Origin of the sequence: Phaeobacter sp., assembly GCF_022825805.1 — a bacterium.
GTDB lineage: Bacteria > Pseudomonadota > Alphaproteobacteria > Rhodobacterales > Rhodobacteraceae > Phaeobacter.
In genome coordinates, this window is the sequence record NZ_JAJDWC010000102.1 from 1 (window position 1) to 16,329 (window position 16,329).

Annotated in this window: 13 protein-coding genes, 1 tRNA gene and 1 pseudogene; 10 read left to right on the plus strand and 5 right to left on the minus strand. The window is 59.5% G+C overall.

Annotated features, from left to right (window positions below):
- Nucleotides 1–132 precede the first annotated feature (132 nt).
- The 4 genes and pseudogenes from Q0C28_RS11365 to Q0C28_RS11380 all read left to right on the plus strand — a co-directional run.
- Nucleotides 133–618: pseudogene (locus Q0C28_RS11365) on the plus strand (type III PLP-dependent enzyme); the annotation flags it as partial.
- A 129-nt stretch (nt 619–747) separates the two neighbouring features.
- Nucleotides 748–3,045: a xanthine dehydrogenase family protein molybdopterin-binding subunit gene (locus Q0C28_RS11370; protein WP_293575859.1), complete on the plus strand. Its 2,298-nt coding sequence runs from the start codon at nt 748–750 to the stop codon at nt 3,043–3,045.
- Nucleotides 3,023–4,168, plus strand: a complete 1,146-nt coding sequence (locus Q0C28_RS11375) for a DUF2235 domain-containing protein (RefSeq protein WP_293575861.1) — start codon at nt 3,023–3,025, stop codon at nt 4,166–4,168. The genes Q0C28_RS11370 and Q0C28_RS11375 overlap by 23 nt, the downstream gene beginning before the upstream one ends.
- Before the next feature lie 108 nt (nt 4,169–4,276).
- Nucleotides 4,277–4,789 carry a GNAT family N-acetyltransferase gene (locus Q0C28_RS11380; RefSeq protein ID WP_293575863.1) on the plus strand — a complete coding sequence of 171 codons (513 nt, stop codon included), beginning with the start codon at nt 4,277–4,279 and terminating at the stop codon, nt 4,787–4,789.
- A 92-nt stretch (nt 4,790–4,881) separates the two neighbouring features.
- On the opposite strand, the gene Q0C28_RS11385 is transcribed toward Q0C28_RS11380, so the two are convergent.
- Nucleotides 4,882–5,367 carry a PaaI family thioesterase gene (locus Q0C28_RS11385; protein WP_293575878.1) on the minus strand — a complete coding sequence of 162 codons (486 nt, stop codon included), beginning with the start codon at nt 5,365–5,367 and terminating at the stop codon, nt 4,882–4,884.
- A 159-nt stretch (nt 5,368–5,526) separates the two neighbouring features.
- Entirely contained in the window at nt 5,527–6,396 is an 870-nt protein-coding gene (gene metF / locus Q0C28_RS11390) for a methylenetetrahydrofolate reductase [NAD(P)H] (RefSeq protein WP_293575865.1), read from the minus strand.
- Between the two features lie 92 nt (nt 6,397–6,488).
- Here metF and Q0C28_RS11395 point away from each other — a divergent pair, with 92 nt between their 5' ends.
- Together Q0C28_RS11395 and Q0C28_RS11400 are read left to right on the plus strand one after the other, a co-directional pair.
- Nucleotides 6,489–7,394 carry a LysR family transcriptional regulator gene (locus Q0C28_RS11395; protein WP_293575866.1) on the plus strand — a complete coding sequence of 302 codons (906 nt, stop codon included), beginning with the start codon at nt 6,489–6,491 and terminating at the stop codon, nt 7,392–7,394.
- 174 nt (nt 7,395–7,568) lie between these two features.
- Nucleotides 7,569–8,354, plus strand: a complete 786-nt coding sequence (locus Q0C28_RS11400) for an inositol monophosphatase family protein (protein ID WP_293575868.1) — start codon at nt 7,569–7,571, stop codon at nt 8,352–8,354.
- A gap of 129 nt (nt 8,355–8,483) precedes the next feature.
- On the opposite strand, the gene Q0C28_RS11405 is transcribed toward Q0C28_RS11400, so the two are convergent.
- Together Q0C28_RS11405 and Q0C28_RS11410 are read right to left on the minus strand one after the other, a co-directional pair.
- Entirely contained in the window at nt 8,484–8,864 is a 381-nt protein-coding gene (locus Q0C28_RS11405) for a GFA family protein (protein WP_293575869.1), read from the minus strand.
- Nucleotides 8,865–8,918: 54 nt separating this feature from the next.
- On the minus strand, nt 8,919–9,689 hold the full coding sequence (locus Q0C28_RS11410) for a rhomboid family intramembrane serine protease (protein ID WP_293575870.1): 771 nt from the start codon (nt 9,687–9,689) through the stop codon (nt 8,919–8,921).
- A gap of 344 nt (nt 9,690–10,033) precedes the next feature.
- Between Q0C28_RS11410 and Q0C28_RS11415 the strand changes: the two genes are divergently transcribed.
- Entirely contained in the window at nt 10,034–10,636 is a 603-nt protein-coding gene (locus Q0C28_RS11415; RefSeq protein WP_293575871.1) for a tetratricopeptide repeat protein, read from the plus strand.
- Nucleotides 10,637–10,822: 186 nt separating this feature from the next.
- Nucleotides 10,823–10,909 (plus strand) — tRNA-Leu (locus Q0C28_RS11420).
- 61 nt (nt 10,910–10,970) lie between these two features.
- Here Q0C28_RS11420 and Q0C28_RS11425 read toward each other — a convergent pair.
- The gene (locus Q0C28_RS11425; protein WP_293575873.1) at nt 10,971–11,588 is read right to left on the minus strand and encodes a TetR/AcrR family transcriptional regulator; all 618 of its coding nucleotides are present in this window, start codon (nt 11,586–11,588) and stop codon (nt 10,971–10,973) included.
- Between the two features lie 100 nt (nt 11,589–11,688).
- Here Q0C28_RS11425 and Q0C28_RS11430 point away from each other — a divergent pair, with 100 nt between their 5' ends.
- Together Q0C28_RS11430 and Q0C28_RS11435 are read left to right on the plus strand one after the other, a co-directional pair.
- On the plus strand, nt 11,689–12,825 hold the full coding sequence (locus Q0C28_RS11430) for an efflux RND transporter periplasmic adaptor subunit (RefSeq protein ID WP_293575875.1): 1,137 nt from the start codon (nt 11,689–11,691) through the stop codon (nt 12,823–12,825).
- Nucleotides 12,826–12,828: 3 nt separating this feature from the next.
- On the plus strand, nt 12,829–15,969 hold the full coding sequence (locus tag Q0C28_RS11435; RefSeq protein ID WP_293575877.1) for an efflux RND transporter permease subunit: 3,141 nt from the start codon (nt 12,829–12,831) through the stop codon (nt 15,967–15,969).
- Nucleotides 15,970–16,329: the final 360 nt, after the last annotated feature.

Below are 16,329 nucleotides of genomic sequence, written 5' to 3' on the forward strand. Positions count from 1 at the left end.
TCGCGCTCGACCCAAAGGTGTCAGTCTGGCATTGCTGTGAATGTTCATTCGATCCCTCCGAATAGGGTTGGTGCTTGGTAACTCCAACCAACTCGGTCTGGATCGAATGGACAACCTGTTGAAAGCTCACACCTAGAGCGGGTGTTCACTGCCATAGATGGGGCGGTGACCGCAGCCTTTGGTGCCGATCGCCCGGTTTTGATCTGCGAGCCGGGGCGCGCCATGGTATCGGAGAGCTTCACCCTCGCAGCGCGGATCAAAGGCTTGCGCAAAGCGGGCGACGTGGTGTTTTTGAACGATGGCATTTACGGCGGTTTGGTTGATATCCGCGATATGGGCCTGCCAGGTCGGGTCGGTGTAGTGGCCGCCAATGGCACCTGGCGGCAGGGCAATCGCCAGCCGCGGGTGGTGTTTGGCCCGACCTGTGACAGTCTGGACCGCTTGCCCGACGGGTTGCCGTTGCCGTGTGATGCGGAGATTGGCGACTATGTTCTGTTTCCGGGCCTCGGCGCCTATTCCTCTGCTATGAGCACGCAGTTCAACGGCTACGGCCTGTCTGACGTTGCGACAGTGATTGAACTGTCCGGGAGCGAGCCGTCTGGACAAGCGCCGCGCTAAGGCTACTGTCGCAAGCTGATCAACCAACCGGATGGCAGGCAAGACAGGTCGCGCGATCCGGCTGGTGCAACAGCGGTGATGTCCAGGCGGCGGCCCCCTCCGCTTGGCGCCCTCAGAACAGGTGCGACAATGGAAAAATTCGGCAAAAGCCAACCGGTCAAACGGGTTGAAGATGTCAGGTTCCTGACCGGAACGGGGCGCTACCTCGAAGATGTGGCACCTGAGGGTGCGCTGCGGGCTTTTGTGCTGCGCAGCCCGGTTGCCCATGGTGTGATCACCCAGCTGGATGTGCAGGCAGCGGCGCAGGCCGATGGCGTGCATCTGGTGCTGACGCTTGCCGATCTGGAGGCTGCCGACATGAGCGTCGGCATGGACGGTGCGCGCGTCAAAAATCGCGACGGCAGCGATGCGGCGGGCCCCGAACGGCCGATGCTGGCACGCGATCGTGTCCGATATGTGGGTGAGCCGATTGCCGTGATCGTCGCTGACAGTCTGGTCCAGGCGCAGGACGCGGCAGAGCTGATTGACCTGGATTTCGACACGCTGCCCGCCAAGACCGATCTGGCGGTTGGTGGCGCGCCCTTGCATGCAGAGGCGCCGCAAAATCGCGCCTTTGACTGGGGGCTCGGGGATGAGGCTGCGACAGAAGCTGCCTTTGCCGCCGCTGCGCACCGGGTTTCCCTGCAGGTCGAAGACAACCGGATCATCGTCAACACAATGGAGCCGCGCGGTTGTTTTGCTGATTGGCGGGATGGGCGCCTGCACTTCACCTATGGGGGGCAGGGCGTTTGGGCGATGAAACGTCAGTTGGTCGACAAAATGGGTCTTGATGCGGAGGCCGTGCAGGTCACCACACCGGATGTTGGCGGCGGATTTGGCATGAAAGCGATGCCGTACCCTGAATATTTCGTCGTCGCACAAGCGGCGCGCGCCTTGGGGCGTCCGGTTATCTGGGTGTCGGATCGCACCGAGGCTATGCTCAGCGACAATGGCGGGCGGGATCTAACATCACTGGCAGAGCTGGCGTTTGATGCGGATCTGCGGATCACGGGCTACCGCGTCCAAACACAGTGCAACCTGGGTGCCTACAATGCGCATTTCGGCCAGCCGATCCAGACCCAGCTGTTCAGCCGGGTTCTTGCAGGTGTTTACGATATCCAAACCACGTGGCTGCGGGTCGAAGGCATCTACACCAACACCGTTCAGGTCGATGCCTATCGTGGTGCAGGCCGCCCCGAAGCCATTTATGTGCTGGAACGGGTGATGGACCAGGCGGCGCGGGAATTGGGCGTTGACCCTTGGGAGCTGCGTCGCCGCAATTTCATTCGGGCGGATCAGTTTCCGTATCACACGGCCACCGATGAAACCTACGATGTGGGTGATTTCCATACCCTGTTGGACCAGACAGCCCGTGCTGCGGATATCGCTGGGTTCGCCGACCGCAAGGCAGCGGATGCGGCAAATGGAAAACTGCGCGGTCTTGGGCTGTGTTACTATATTGAAAGTATTTTGGGTGATCCTTCAGAAAGCGCAGAAGTCGCCTTTGAGGAGCAGGGCCGGGTGAGCATCTATGTCGGAACGCAAAGCAACGGACAGGGTCACGAAACCGTCTATGCGCAGTTTCTGGCGGATCAGACCGGCATTCCCGCAGAAGATATCACGGTGGTGCAAGGCGATAGTGACCGGATCGCTCAGGGCGGTGGCACGGGGGGCTCGCGCTCGGTGACGACGCAGGCCGCCGCAACACTTGCCACCGTTGATGTGATGGTAGAGGCGTTTACCCCCTTCCTTGCGGACGAAATGGGGGTGGATGCCGCCAGCGTCCGCTTTGATGCAGAGCGTTTCAGCGCGCCGGGCAGCAACCAGCGCCCCACGCTGGTCAAAGCCGCAGACCTGGCCCGCGAAAAAGGGCGCAGTGACCTGCTGCGGCATTCGGCGCGCTCCAAGTTGCCGGGACGGTCCTTTCCAAATGGCGCACATGTTGCCGAAATCGTGATCGATCCCGAAACTGGTGAAAGCTCGATTGATCGCTACACGGTGGTTGATGATTTTGGCAATCTGATCAATCCCTTGCTCGCCGAAGGTCAAGTGCACGGTGGGGTGGTTCAAGGGGTCGGACAGGCGCTGATGGAGCGCGTTGTCTACGATCAGGATGGCCAGCTGCTCACGGCATCGTTCATGGACTATGCCTTGCCGCGTGCGGGCGATGTGCCGATGATTGATTTGGGGTTTGCCCCGGTGCCGTCGACGCAGAACCCGATGGGCATGAAAGGCTGCGGCGAAGCGGGCACGGTGGGGGCGCTGGCTGCCGTTGCCAATGCGGTTCAAGACGCGGTTTGGGCGCGCGGCATTCGACAGGTCGAGATGCCGTATACGCCACAGAGGTTATGGGAAGTATTGAGGAATGTCGCTAACGCAGCTGAGTAAACGCATTATCGGATGGCTTGGACGGCCATTGCAATCCGAGCATTCTGCCGAGAGCAAGCTGCGCGGGCCTGTGGCCCATGTGATCATTCTTGATGGGACCATGTCGACGCTGGATCCCGGCCATGAAACCCACGCGGGGCAGGTTTATCGCCTGTGTCAGGAAATGGGGCCGCGGGTGTCCGTCTTTTATGAGGCGGGCATTCAGTGGGACAGTTGGCGCACCACGTTGGATGTTATGCTGGGGCGCGGCATCAACCGCCAAATTCGCCGCGCCTACGGCTATCTTGCCTCGCGCTACCGCCCCGGGGATCGCATCTTTCTGATGGGGTATTCCCGCGGGGCCTACGCCGTGCGCTCGCTTGCCGGGGTGATCGATGAGGTGGGATTGCTGCGCGCTGAACATGCCACCGTGCGCAACATCCGCACCGCCTATCGCTACTATCAATGCAATGCGGCCAGCGCGGTTGTGCCGCCGCCCGACAGCAATATGGCAGATGCCCAGGGGGCACAAACCCAACCGGCCATATCCGGCCTGTCGCTGAAACGATTTGTCGACCATCACTGTCACAGCGATGTGGCCATTGAAATGGTCGGTGTCTGGGACACGGTGAAGGCCCTTGGCCTGCGGTTGCCCTTGTTTTGGCGCTGGGCGGAGCGGCGCCATGGGTTCCACAACCATCAACTTGGGCAGCAGGTGAAACACGGCTATCACGCCTTGGCCCTGGATGAGACACGCCAGGTTTTCACGCCGGTCTTGTGGGAATGCCCCGAAGGCCATGATGGCAAGGTGGAACAGGTTTGGTTCCGTGGCAGCCACGGGGATGTCGGCGGGCAGCTTGGTGGATTTGAAGAGGCCCGCCCAATGGCCAATATTTCGCTGGTCTGGATGCTGGAACGCGCAGAGTACTGCGGCCTGCCGCTGCCGCCCAATTGGCGGATGCGCTACACCGTGGATCCTGCGGCACCTTCGGTCGGGACCTGGCGCAGCTGGGGCAAGATTTTCCTGCTGCGCGGGGATCGACGTGTTGGACTGGACAATAGCGAACGGCTGCACAGCAGTGTCGGTGCCAACTCCAGCGAAAAGAAACTCGCAGATTGGCAGTCGGCCTTATCTCGACTGTGATATCCTGATCGTGACACCGCGACCGTAGTGTTGCGAACATAGCGTCGCCAACCAAAAGACACAGCCCTCGGGTTACGCGTTTCTTGGCCTAGGTCTGGGGGATCAGCCGTGCAGACACATCCAGATATTCGTATTCGCGACCTGTCGCCTATTGCTGATTTGGATTTGGTCGCGCAGTTCTACCGGGAGGCGCCGGACTATTGGCTGCTGGCGGAGGGGCGCGCGCCCGACATGGCAAAGGCCGCTGCCTTTTTCATCGATGGCCCACCTGGGTGTGATCCATCAGTGTCATATCGGCTGGGCCTGTTCTTAGGTGCGCGGCTGTCCGGCCTGGCAGAGGTGTCATTTGGATTTCCTGACCCGCAGGATGCCTATCTCGGTTTCATGATGTTGGGGCCATGGGCGCGGGGCGCTGGGCATGGCGTGACCTTTCTGCGGGAGGTCGAGGCCCGCGCGCAGGATCGGGGCGCGGATCACCTCTATCTCGCGGTTTTGGACGAAAATCCGCGCGCACGGGCGTTTTGGCAACGTGAAGGCTTCCGCGACACGGGGCTGCGTGGCGAAGTTGAGATGGGGCATAAGCGGCAGAGCCTGCGCAGGATGGGCAAAGCGCTGGCTTGAACGGGCCATCGCAAGTGCGGGCGATTGCAAGTGCGGGCCATTGCAGGTGTCTGTTTAGCTTTGGCCAAAGCGGCTTGCGTCTGGGGCGACGATCAGTCAGCTGCGACCTTCATCACGATGCAGGTGGTCGAGCCGGTGGCGTAGAGGCGGCCATCGTCAACGCCGCGCAATTCGCCGTGGGCGACACCGGTGGAGCGTCCGACATGATCGATGGTGCCAGTGCAGTCGATCAGCGTGCCAAGCGGGATCGAGCGCAGGATGTTAATCTTGTATTCCAATGTGGTGTAGACCGAGCCCTTGGGGACGCGGGTCATCACGGCGCAGGCCATCGCACTGTCCAGCAGCGTCCCGTACCAGCCGCCATGGACGGTGCCCATCGGGTTGGTGACATCGAATTCAGGGCAGCCACGAAACACGACCTTACCGACCTCCACACTGTGCAGGTGATAGCCGAGGGTTTCCCCGATGGGAGGTCCGGGCAGACGGCCTGTCAGGATCCCCTCCATGAACTCCAGGCCGGAAATGCTGGCGATATCCTCCATCCGCAGCAAGTCCAGCGGGCCAGATGCAATCTGCATATGCGCAGGACGCTGATAGCGGGGTAGGGTGGGGTGCGGCGCCGGTGTAGTCATCTCGCCATCCTTGTCGTGTTGTGCAAACCCAAGTGATTTTCGCAGATCCCGGCATGTGGGACCTGTTGATCAAAGGCTAGGCACAGCACATCGGTTGAGCAAGCGCTACGCTACGTTCTCCAGCCGGACCTTGGGGGTGACACCCAGCGCAAAGCAGACATCTCGGGTCAGTTCGGGACGGTTCAGCGTGTAGAAATGCAGTTTTTCAACACCGCCCTCCATCAGATCGCTGCAAAGCTCGGTGCACAGCGCGGTCGCCAGCAGATCCTCGCGGTTGTCGCGCGCCGCTTTGTCAAAGGCATCTTCGACCCAGGTGGGGATCTTGGTGCCGCAGCGTTTGGCGAAGTTGCGTGCGCCAGCCCAGTTTTCGATGGGCAGGATCCCGGGTGTGATCCGTTCTGCGTCGATACCTGCCTTGGCGCAGGCATCGCGGAACCGGAAGAAGGTTTCGGCCTCAAAGAAAAACTGGGTCAGCGCCTCATCCGCGCCCGCGTCCAATTTGCTTTTCAGCCAATCGATATCGGCATTGGTGCTGGCCGCTTCTGGGTGGCGATCCGGGTAGGCGCCGACGCGGATGGAGAACTGGTTGCGCTGGGCCAGGGCAGAAATCAGATCGATCGATGTGGCGAAACCATCCGGATGGGCTTTGAACGCGCCGGTGCCTTTGGGGGGATCGCCCCGCAAGGCAACGATTTCGCGCACCCCGGCTGCGGCAAACTGGTCTGCGATTTCCATGGTTTCGGCTCGGGTGGCATTCACGCAGGTCAGATGCGCGGCGACGCGCAAGCCGGACGATTTGTGCAGTGTCGCCACAGCCTCCCGCGTGAGATCGCGGGTGGTGCCGCCAGCGCCGTAGGTTACAGACACAAACCGCGGATCCAGTGGCGCAAGGGTTTGCACAGTGTCCCAAAGCCGGAAAGAGGCCGCCAGTGTTTGCGGGGGGAAGAATTCGAAAGAGATGTCAGGGGTCGTCATTCAAGCGCTCCACATGATTTCGTCTCTTGTGGCACAGCAGGGAATGTGAAACAATTTCATAATTCTCAAGAACAACATGAGCCAAACGACAGATGCACATCGAATTCCGACATCTTCGCACCATCAAGGCGATCCATCAGGAGGGCGGTTTGGCCCGTGCGGCGGATCTGTTGAACATCACGCAGAGCGCGTTGAGCCATCAGATCAAAGGGTTAGAGGATCAGGCGGGCGTTGAGCTGTTTCTGCGGCGTTCAAAACCGATGAAGCTTTCGGCGGCGGGATTGCGATTGTTGAGACTGGCAGATCAGGTGCTGCCGCAGGTCGAAGCGATGCAGGCGGAGTTTTCGGCGCTGCGCGATGGCAACACCGGGCGCATGTATATCGCGATTGAATGCCATGCCTGTTTTGAATGGTTGTTCCCGGTGCTGGAAGGGTTGCGCAAGAACTGGGCAGATGTGGATGTTGATATTCGTCCGGGTCTGGCGTTTGACGCCTTGCCCGCTTTGCAGAAGGAAGAGGTTGATCTGGTGATCTCCTCCGACCCTGAGGATCTGCCGGGCATCGATTTCATCGAACTCTTTGACTACAAACCAGTCTTTGTGGCCTCGGCCCAGCATCCGCTTGCGGAAAAAGCCTTTGTCGATGCGGCAGATTTTGTGGGTCAGACGTTGATCACCTATCCGGTCGACAAAACCCGGCTGGATATCTTCAATCAGCTGTTGATCCCCGCGGGGGTGGAGCCTGCGCGCATCCGCCAGGTGGAGTTGACGGCGGTGATCCTGTTGTTGGTGGCGTCAAACCGCGGCGTTTCTGTGCTGCCGGATTGGGTGGTGCGGGAGGTCAAATATTCCTCTGATTATGTGACCCGTCCGCTGACCTCGAAGGGGGTGACCCGTCGGCTTTATGCAGCGATCCGTTCGGAGGATCGGGACAAACCCTACATGCAGGAGCTGATCCGACTGGCCAAGGTCGAAGCGCGTCGCCTGCAGCAACAGTAGCTGAGCGGCATCCGTTTTGCTGGGCGTGGGCTTTGGCGCGGTGTGGTGGCGGCCGGGGCGCTGTGGCGCATACAGGCGCTTTGCGGCCTGATTGGCCCTTGGCAACTGCGAAAGAGGGGCGTATAGGCACGGTTTGACCGACATCTCCCCCTTTGGTGCACAGGAGTCTTTCGTATGATTGGCAGCGCAAATCTCAACATCATGATCAAAGCCGCCCGCAAAGCGGGGCGCTCCTTGGTCAAGGATTTTCGTGAAGTTGAAAACCTGCAGGTGTCGAGAAAAGGCGCAGGCGATTTTGTGTCCAAGGCCGATATCGCAGCGGAAAAGATCCTGAAGGACGAGCTGATGACAGCGCGTCCGAACTATGGCTGGTTGGCTGAAGAGGGCGGCGCGGAAGAGGGCGAGGACCCGACCCGCCGTTGGATCGTCGATCCGTTGGATGGCACAACCAACTTCCTGCACGGTCTGCCACATTGGGCCATTTCCATCGCGCTGGAGCACCGCGGCAAAGTGGTGGCTGGGGTTGTTTACGACGCGGCCAAAGATGAGATGTTCTTTGCCGAAAAAGGGGCAGGGGCCTGGATGAACGATACCCGTATTCGGGTGTCGGGCCGGAACCGTCTGATTGAATCGGTCTTTGCGACAGGTCTGCCATTTGCTGGCCGCTCTGATCTGCCTGCCACGCTGCAGGATCTGGCGCGGTTGATGCCTGCCTGCGCGGGCGTGCGCCGATGGGGCTCTGCGGCGCTGGATATGGCCTATGTCGCTGCTGGCCGCTACGAAGGTTATTGGGAACGTCGCCTGAACGCTTGGGATTTGGCCGCTGGTGTCATCATCGTGCAAGAAGCGGGTGGCTTGATCGAAGCCATGGATCCTGAAGCCAATATCGTTGAAGCGGGCGATGTGATTTGTTCGAACGAGCCGATCTTTGAGAACTTCTCCAAGGTGATCCGCGGCTGATCTGCTTTTTGATCGGATGACATGACAAAACGCGGCCAATTGGTCGCGTTTTTTTGTTTTGGCGGAGCGTTGGGACGGTGGCTGGTCTTGGTCGGTCCCGTTGCGCATTTGGCCATTCTGTGCGTTGCGTTAGGCCCGGTCAGACGGGTGATTGACGCCGTCGTGCCAAGGGATCTCGCCGTAGCGATCCGGGTGGGTGCGGGGATTGGCGTCTGCAATGCAGCCCAGATTAACACCACATTCTTTGGGATCAGACCTGCGCTGATGATGGGTGTAGATGCCGCAGGTCTTGCAGAAATAGTGTTTCGCCGTATGCGTTCCCCAGGTGTAGAGACTAAGGTTCTCCGCCCCTTTCAGTACTCTTAGACTGGCGGCAATGGCGGTGACAGCTGCGGCTCCACGGCGACGACAGAACGAACAGTCACAGCGTGTCGCAGAGGCAAGGCCGTCTGGGAAGTCCGCTTCGATTTCAACGGCGCCGCAGTGGCATGTGGCTGTCATTTGGGGCATGGGGCTCTCACTTTGATCGTGTGTGCCAGCTGGGCTTCCCTGTTTTGATCTTTGTCACTTGCTCCACGGGCCGGGAGTTGGCTTCTTGCGGGGCAGTTTCGGGATCCGGCTGGCTGAATAGACATAGTTGGTTTCGGGATGAGGTGGCTGGCCTTTGGTCCGGTTCCAGAAGGCAGGTCCCCCACGTTTGAGCCACAGCGGAATGGTCAGCACCAACCCAACGGCAAAGCCGCCTGCATGGGCCCAATAGGCGACACCGCCCTGATCAGGATCAGAGCCGAACCCGCCCAGAAATTGCATGCCAAGCCAGACCAGCAGCATGATGAAGGCCGGGATCGAAAACACTCTGAAAAACACCACTAGGATCAACAGGATGTCGACCCGAGCCTTGGGAAACATCAGCAGATACCCACCCATCACCCCAGCAATCGCGCCGGATGCCCCAACCAGGGGCACGAGAGAGTCTGGCGCGCTGACAATATGGATCAGCCCCGCACCAATCCCCGACAATAGGTAGAAGCCGAGGAAGGGCAGATGCCCCATTTCATCTTCCATGTTATCGCCGAAGATCCACAGGAACAGCATATTGCCCCCAAGGTGCATCCATCCCCCGTGCAGGAAAGTGGAGGTGATCAATGTCTTGAGATCATACCCGGCCACAATTTCGGCAGGCAGCAATGCATAGGCATTGTAGAGCGCCTGCAGGTTGCGCGGGTTGTCGTAGCCAAAAAACACCAGCGTGTAGATGGCGATATTGGCCGCCATCAGAGTGTAGACGACATAGGGTGTGCGGCCGGACGGGTTGTGGTCTCTGATCGGAAACATGGGCAGACGCTGATCCTGTTCCCCTCCAGCGTCAAGTGGCAAATCAGGGGCTGGGACAATTCGACGAAAGCGGGCGGGTTGATGCACGGTCCGGTCCATCCGGCAGCGCGCTGCTGTGCTGTCCCGCCAGCCGATGCGGCAAGGAGGGCGGTCTGGTTTGGATGTTGCCGCGCGAAATCGTGACTTGCTCTGTCCGGCCGTTGCACCACTGTTAAGTCATGAGACACCCAGCACCGCACCGCCTCAGACCTATGACACTCAGATCGATGATGTTATCCTTGCATCGCAAACGAGCGGAGCGTTTATCGCTGGGTTTCTGCGGTAGTCTTTTCCGCGGCAGCCTGATGCGCCTTTGTCTAGGTGCCGCTGTTACGCTTGCTGCACCGGCTCAGGCCCAGCAATCTGATGCAGGCGGCGCGCAGGTCTGTCCCGCGCCCAAAGACCACAGTGCAGCGGTGGAGCGCCTGATTTCGCAGTTGCAGGCCGCACCGAACGAAGCGGAGGCTCAAAAGCTGTCCAATGATCTCTGGGCGCTATGGGCGGATGCGCCGAATGAACAGGCACAGGCCCTGTTGGATCGCGGCATGTCGCGTCGGGCGTCATTTGATTTTATCGGGGCATTGGATGCCTTTGACCGTTTGGTGGATTACTGTCCGAACTATGCGGAGGGGTATAATCAGCGGGCATTCGTGAACTACCTGCGACAGGATTTTGCAGCGGCGTTGCTGGATCTTGACCGTGCGCTTGCGTTGTCGCCCTCTCATGTCGCAGCGATGAGTGGTCGGGCCTTGTCGCTCTTGGGGTTGGGGCGCGTCACTGAGGCGGTAGAGGCTTTGGATACGGCGCTTGCGTTCAATCCCTGGCTGCCGGAACGCCATCTGCGCGCGCCCGGAGGTCCTTTAGTTCCGGCGCGTCCCCAACCGGAGGCGGAGGGTACGGATCTGTAACGGAGCTGCGCACCGACCGCCTGTCCGACCGCCTGTCCGACTGCCCCAATTCCTGCGCGCGGGTTTATATCATCGCACCGATCAGGGCCGCAGGACCTCTTTTGCAAACAGAAGCTGCAAAAGCGATTGTACCTTCTGTTGGTTCTCGCTAGGTCTATGGCGTGCTGGGCAGCAGCCCTGTGGCACGCGGGCGTGATGGAATGGTAGACATACCAGACTTAAAATCTGTTGGGGCGTTGCCCCGTGTGGGTTCGAGTCCCACCGCCCGCACCACCGCATCCGAACCAATTGCTTAACCAATCACGCTGGCAGGGCCGTGTGCCATTTCGGATTGTTATGATTTCACACCCAGGGCGGCGTGCAGGAACATTTGCAATCCCGGCAGCTGTGCGCGCATTTTGGTTTCGTTGAGCACGCAATGATAGGCGCGGCCTTCCAGCAGTTCCAGAACCATCAGTGCTGCATCCTCTGGATCGGTTGCAAAGTCGAACGCTTGCGCGTCCCGACCGCGGCGCAGCAGATCGGCGATGGCGGATGTCAGGTGGCTGCGGTTTTCGGCAAACAGCTGCCCCAGGTCAGGTTTGCGAATGGCTTCGCTTGAGATTTCAATCGTCAGGATCACGTTTTCCGGGCGCGAGAGATACTTGGCATAGCTTGCCACAAATTTGTCGAACTGGCGAACGGCGGGCCCGGTTTTGCTGAGTTGGCGCACAAATGGGGCCAGTTCTTCGCGCTCCAGGGCTGCGATTTCCACCAGCACGTCGTGTTTGCCAGGGAAATGATTGTACAGATTACCAAGGCTGACATTCGCCCGCGCTGCGATGTCGCGAACACCGGTTTGGTGAAAACCGTATTCCAGAAAGCACATCATGGCGGCGTCACGTATTTTCAACCGCCGATCCGCGCTTGCGCGTTCCCGTTTGCCTTGCGGCTTCTGAGCGTCGTCAGTCATAAATCCCAATCATATATTGAACGAACGATTGTTCATAATATATGCGAGAGACCAATAACTGGCAACCTCCGATTCGCATCGGAGATCGAAAGGACGCGTTATGTCTGAACCCTCCCCGAGCTTGCGGCGCCGTTGGCTGTGGATTTGCCTGTCCGCTGCGCTTCTCGCGGCAGTTGTTGTGGTGTTGTTCGAAACTGAGGACACGATTGATGTCGCTCGCAATGCAGAACCGGCAGCCGCGCCTGCGGTGACCGTTCTAGAGGTTGCCAGAGAGACAGCTGCAGCAAGGATTGAGGTCTTTGCAGAACTGCGGCCGCTTTGGAAAACGGAGATCAGAGCGGCCGTGGCGGGACGCATTGTGGAGGTGCATGATGCGGCCTTGGCGGGAACCCGGGTTGAGGCTGGCGCTGTGCTTTTTGAACTTGAGCGGGTGCCGTATGAGGCCGCCGTGGCGGCCGCAGAAATGGGCGTGCAAGAGGCCAAGCTGGCATTGTTGCGGGCCGAAAATGACGTGACGGTTGCGCAGCGGCAATTTGAGCGCAGTGGCGAAACCCCACCAAATGAACTGGCGTTGCGCCTGCCGGAGCGTCGGATTGCCGAGCGCGCATTGGCCTCTGCCCAAGCCCGGTTGACCGCGGCACGCCAGCAGCTGGATGACACGAGGGTCACGGCGCCTTTCGCCGGGTTCGTGACCGAACGGATGGCCAGTCTGGGCCAGACGGTTGGTATTGGGGAACCCTTGCTGACCTTGTCGGATGATCAACACTTTGAACTGGTCGCGGAGCTGAGCCAGAAAGACTGGTCCCTGTTGCAGCACCCGATTGCAGGCGGCCAGGCGGACATCTGGCATCGCGATGGCCGCCATTTGGGGGTGGCAGATATCCGGCAGGGCGGAGGGTTTTTGGACCCGACGACACGCCAGATGCGGGTGTATCTGGAGGTGAAGCAGCCACAGTTTGATGCGTTGGCCGGGGATTTTTTGCGCGTGGAATTTGCCGGGCGACCTATGGCAGACACCCTGACCGTTCCCGAAACAGCGATGAGCCGCGCAGGTGTGATCTGGATGGTGGGTGCGGACGATCTGCTGGTGCGACACAAACCTCAGATCCTGTTTCGAACGCAGGAGAGCCTCACACTTGCGGCCCCTGATGGGCCGGGCCCCTGGCGGATTGCGCGCACCCCGCTGGCCTCGTTCCTGCCGGGGCAGTTGGTGCGGCCTCAGATGGCGGAGGAGTGACCGATGCATGTGCTAACCTCTTGGTTTATCCGCAATCCTGTGGCTGCCAATCTGCTGATGGTGTTGATCCTGTTTCTTGGGGTGCAGTCGCTTTTGTCGATCCGGATCGAGGGCTTTCCGAGGGTTCCGCCCGAGAGCGTTGAAATCACGATTGAATTTCCTGACGCCACCGCCCAGCAAGTGGACGAATTAATCACCCAAAAGGTCGAGCAGGCGCTGGAGGGGATGGAAGGTGTGCGCTCCGTTTCGTCCCAGTCACAGAACGGGCTGAGTGTGGTGAGCGTGCGCCGGGCAGGGGGCGAAAAACTACAGGCGGTGCTGGACCGGGTGCGCATTCGGGTGGATGGTCTGACCGATCTGCCCATCACCGCGCGACGGCCGGTGATCGAGGCCACTGGTTTCGATTTTCCGGCCCTCTACGTCAATCTCTATGGAGAGGCAGATCCCGCCACGTTGCAGACCCTCGCAGAGCGGCTGAAGGAGAACCTGCTGGCGGAACCGGAGCTGTCACGGCTCAAAATCTGGGGGCTGATTCCGCGGGAGATGCGGATTGAAATCGACCCTGAACGGCTGCGGCAGTACGGTTTGACCATCGCGGATGTGAGCGACTCGATCCGGGCGAACTCGCTGACTTTTCAAGCGGGTGCTTTGCGCACAGACGGCGGCACGATCTTTCTACGGGCAGATGATCGCGCCAGATACGCGCCAGAATATGCCGCCTTGCCCATTATCGAGCGTGCAGATGGCTCCTATGTGCCACTGTCGGATCTGGCTGACATCGAAGATGGGTTTCTGGAGGGAGACTATCTGTTCCGCCTGAACGGCAAGCCCACCATCGGGATGGAGGTTCTGGTCGGTCAGAAAGAAAATCTGTTGGATGTCAGCCGTGATGTGCGCCGTGTGGTACAGGCGTTTGAACCTCAACTGCCTGCACAGATTGAGGCCGAGGTCTGGGGCGACAGCGCAGGTTATATTGCTGATCGGCTCGAGCTGTTGCGCTCCAATGGGGTGCAGGGATTGATCCTGGTGACCCTGATACTGTCGGTGTTTTTGAATGTCAGATTGGCCTTTTGGGTCGCGATGGGCATTCCCATTTCAGTCATGGGTGCGATGGCAGTCGCGGGGTCCAAATGGGTGAACTATTCGCTCAATGATGTGACCACCTTCGGTTTGATCCTGGCACTTGGCATTCTGGTCGATGACGCCGTCGTCGTCGGGGAAAGCGTGTTTGAGGAGCGGCGCAAGCACAGCGATCCGATCAAGGGCACCGAACAGGGCGTCAACAGGGTTGCGGTGGCCACCATCTTTGGCGTGCTGACAACAATCGCTGCGTTTTTCCCGATGCTGCTGATCGACAATCCACTCGGCAAGGTCCTGGCAAGTTTTGCCGGTATCGTCATTCTTGCGCTGATTTTTTCTCTGATTGAGAGCAAATTCATACTGCCCTCGCATCTGGCCCATCTGTCTGTTGATGCCAAACCCCGCTATCTGCTCACCCGGCTTTGGGCGCGGGTGCAACACGCTGCGCGGGGTGGATTGTTCTGGTTTCGCGACCAGATCTATCAGCCAGTGTTGGTGGCCTCCATCGCCCATCGCTATGCCGTGTTCATCGCCTTTGTTGCGGCTGCGGCGCTTGGTTTGGGTCTGATGTATCAAGGCAAGATCAAGACTGTTTTCTTTCCCGAGGTACCCGGCCAGATCATCACCGTGCATCTGGAGATGGACGCCCGCGCGCCGTTTGCGCTGATCCGGGAGAACATCGATAGGATCGAAGCGATTGGCCATGGGTTAAACGCAGAACTTGCGGCGCATGCGGGGCTGGCGGATCTGCCGATCCGAACCTTTTTCACAACGATCAACAACGCGGGGAACGCGCAGATCTATGCGGAAATGCTGCCTGTTCTGGATCGTCCAACCGTCCCGATCCTGGATGTGGTCCGCATGTGGCGCACCCGCGTTGGTGAGGTCGAAGGCGCGACAGAGTTTCAGATCACCGGAACGGAACAGCTGGCGGGCGAGTTTCAGGTGCGCTTGCAATCCAAAGACACCGACCTGCTGGCGGCGGCCAGTGACGAGTTGCAGGCCTATCTCCGCCAGATCGAGGGTGTATCGAACATCCGCGATGATCTGACCGGTGGGCAGCCAGAACTGCGATTGCGGCTGCGGGGAGATGCGCGCAATCTCGGATTTACCGCCGAAACGCTGGCACGTCAGATCGGATACGGCTTTGGCGGCGCAGAGGTGAGCCGTATTCGCCGTGATGGCAGCGAGATCCGCGTTGTTGTGCTCAATGCTGCAACAAGCCGCGATACGATTGACGATCTGATGCAAACCCGTCTGCGCAGCCAAACCGGCAATTGGGTGCCGCTGTCTGTGGTTGCTGAAATAGATGGCAGCTATGTTGCCGGGGCCGTGCAGCGGCGCAATGGCCAACGCATCAACACGGTGCGCGCCAGCATAGATCGCGGTGTGGTTGCCCCTGAAGAGGTGGCACAAGCCGTCTTTTCCGAACTGGCGCCAGACTTGGCCCGGAAATACCCAACCGTGGCCATCCTGTCCGGTGGAGAGTTGGAGGAAATGGGCGACATACAAGACGGCTTGAAGCGGGCGGTGCTGCTTGCTGCTGTGTTGATCTATGTGTTGATGGCGGTTCCGCTGAAGAGCTATTGGCAACCTGTTGTCATCCTGGCCATTGTGCCGTTTGGATTTGTGGCTGCTGCGGTCGGGCATATGATCATGGGGGTCAGCCTGTCGGTGTTTTCGTTCTTCGGCATGTTGGCTCTGACCGGGGTGATCGTGAACGACAGTCTGGTGATGATCACCCGTTACAATCAGGCCAGGGGCGAGGGATCTGATGTCGCGCAGGCCCTGCATGATGCGGGCATTGGCCGGTTCCAGGCGATTTTTCTGACCACGGCGACGACCGTCATCGGCCTGTTGCCGCTGCTCACGGAGACCTCGGAGCAGGCGCAGTATCTGATCCCGGCAGCGATTTCTTTGGCCTTTGGGGAGCTGTTCGGCACCGCGCTGATGCTTTTGCTGGTGCCGGTTCTGATTGCCATTGCTGAGGATGTTCTGGCCCTGTTCAGAACACCGTCACATCAACCCTCACATCAGACGCCTGAGGCGAGAGACGCGCATTGAGGAGGCATCATGCGGGCGCCACGGTGTGCTGGCGCTGCGTGTCGTTGTGCGGCGATCTTGCTGGTTATGGCTGCGATTGAGCGGTGTTGAACACCCAGTCGCGAAACAGATGTGCGGCATCGGACGGCGCATCGCTGAGCTGCAGCCAATAGGCTCTGTCATATTCGGCGCCAGGGATTGGATGTTGATCAAACTGGCCTGCGCGCACGGCCTCTTGCACCCCAAGTTCGACACTTCAGAACTATATTTGAGGTGCTTGTTTTTGGCGGGTGGTTTTATTTCAATGGGTTAGGGTTGATTAGTGGGTCTAATCCCCCAACTTTTGTCGTCACACGTATTGTTCGTATTCATCATTGCTTG

Bases quoted from the DNA above. Each gene is read 5' to 3' on its own strand.
- Q0C28_RS11370 (WP_293575859.1), top strand. From the start codon at position 748: ATGGAAAAATTCGGCAAAAGCCAACCGGTCAAACGGGTTGAAGATGTC.
- Q0C28_RS11375 (WP_293575861.1), top strand. From the start codon at position 3,023: ATGTCGCTAACGCAGCTGAGTAAACGCATTATCGGATGGCTTGGACGG.
- Q0C28_RS11385 (WP_293575878.1), bottom strand. From the start codon at position 5,367: ATGCAGATTGCATCTGGCCCGCTGGACTTGCTGCGGATGGAGGATATC.
- metF (WP_293575865.1), bottom strand. From the start codon at position 6,396: ATGACGACCCCTGACATCTCTTTCGAATTCTTCCCCCCGCAAACACTG.
- Q0C28_RS11395 (WP_293575866.1), top strand. From the start codon at position 6,489: ATGCACATCGAATTCCGACATCTTCGCACCATCAAGGCGATCCATCAG.
- Q0C28_RS11400 (WP_293575868.1), top strand. From the start codon at position 7,569: ATGATTGGCAGCGCAAATCTCAACATCATGATCAAAGCCGCCCGCAAA.
- Q0C28_RS11405 (WP_293575869.1), bottom strand. From the start codon at position 8,864: ATGCCCCAAATGACAGCCACATGCCACTGCGGCGCCGTTGAAATCGAA.
- Q0C28_RS11410 (WP_293575870.1), bottom strand. From the start codon at position 9,689: ATGTTTCCGATCAGAGACCACAACCCGTCCGGCCGCACACCCTATGTC.
- Q0C28_RS11415 (WP_293575871.1), top strand. From the start codon at position 10,034: ATGCGCCTTTGTCTAGGTGCCGCTGTTACGCTTGCTGCACCGGCTCAG.
- Q0C28_RS11425 (WP_293575873.1), bottom strand. From the start codon at position 11,588: ATGACTGACGACGCTCAGAAGCCGCAAGGCAAACGGGAACGCGCAAGC.
- Q0C28_RS11430 (WP_293575875.1), top strand. From the start codon at position 11,689: ATGTCTGAACCCTCCCCGAGCTTGCGGCGCCGTTGGCTGTGGATTTGC.
- Q0C28_RS11435 (WP_293575877.1), top strand. From the start codon at position 12,829: ATGCATGTGCTAACCTCTTGGTTTATCCGCAATCCTGTGGCTGCCAAT.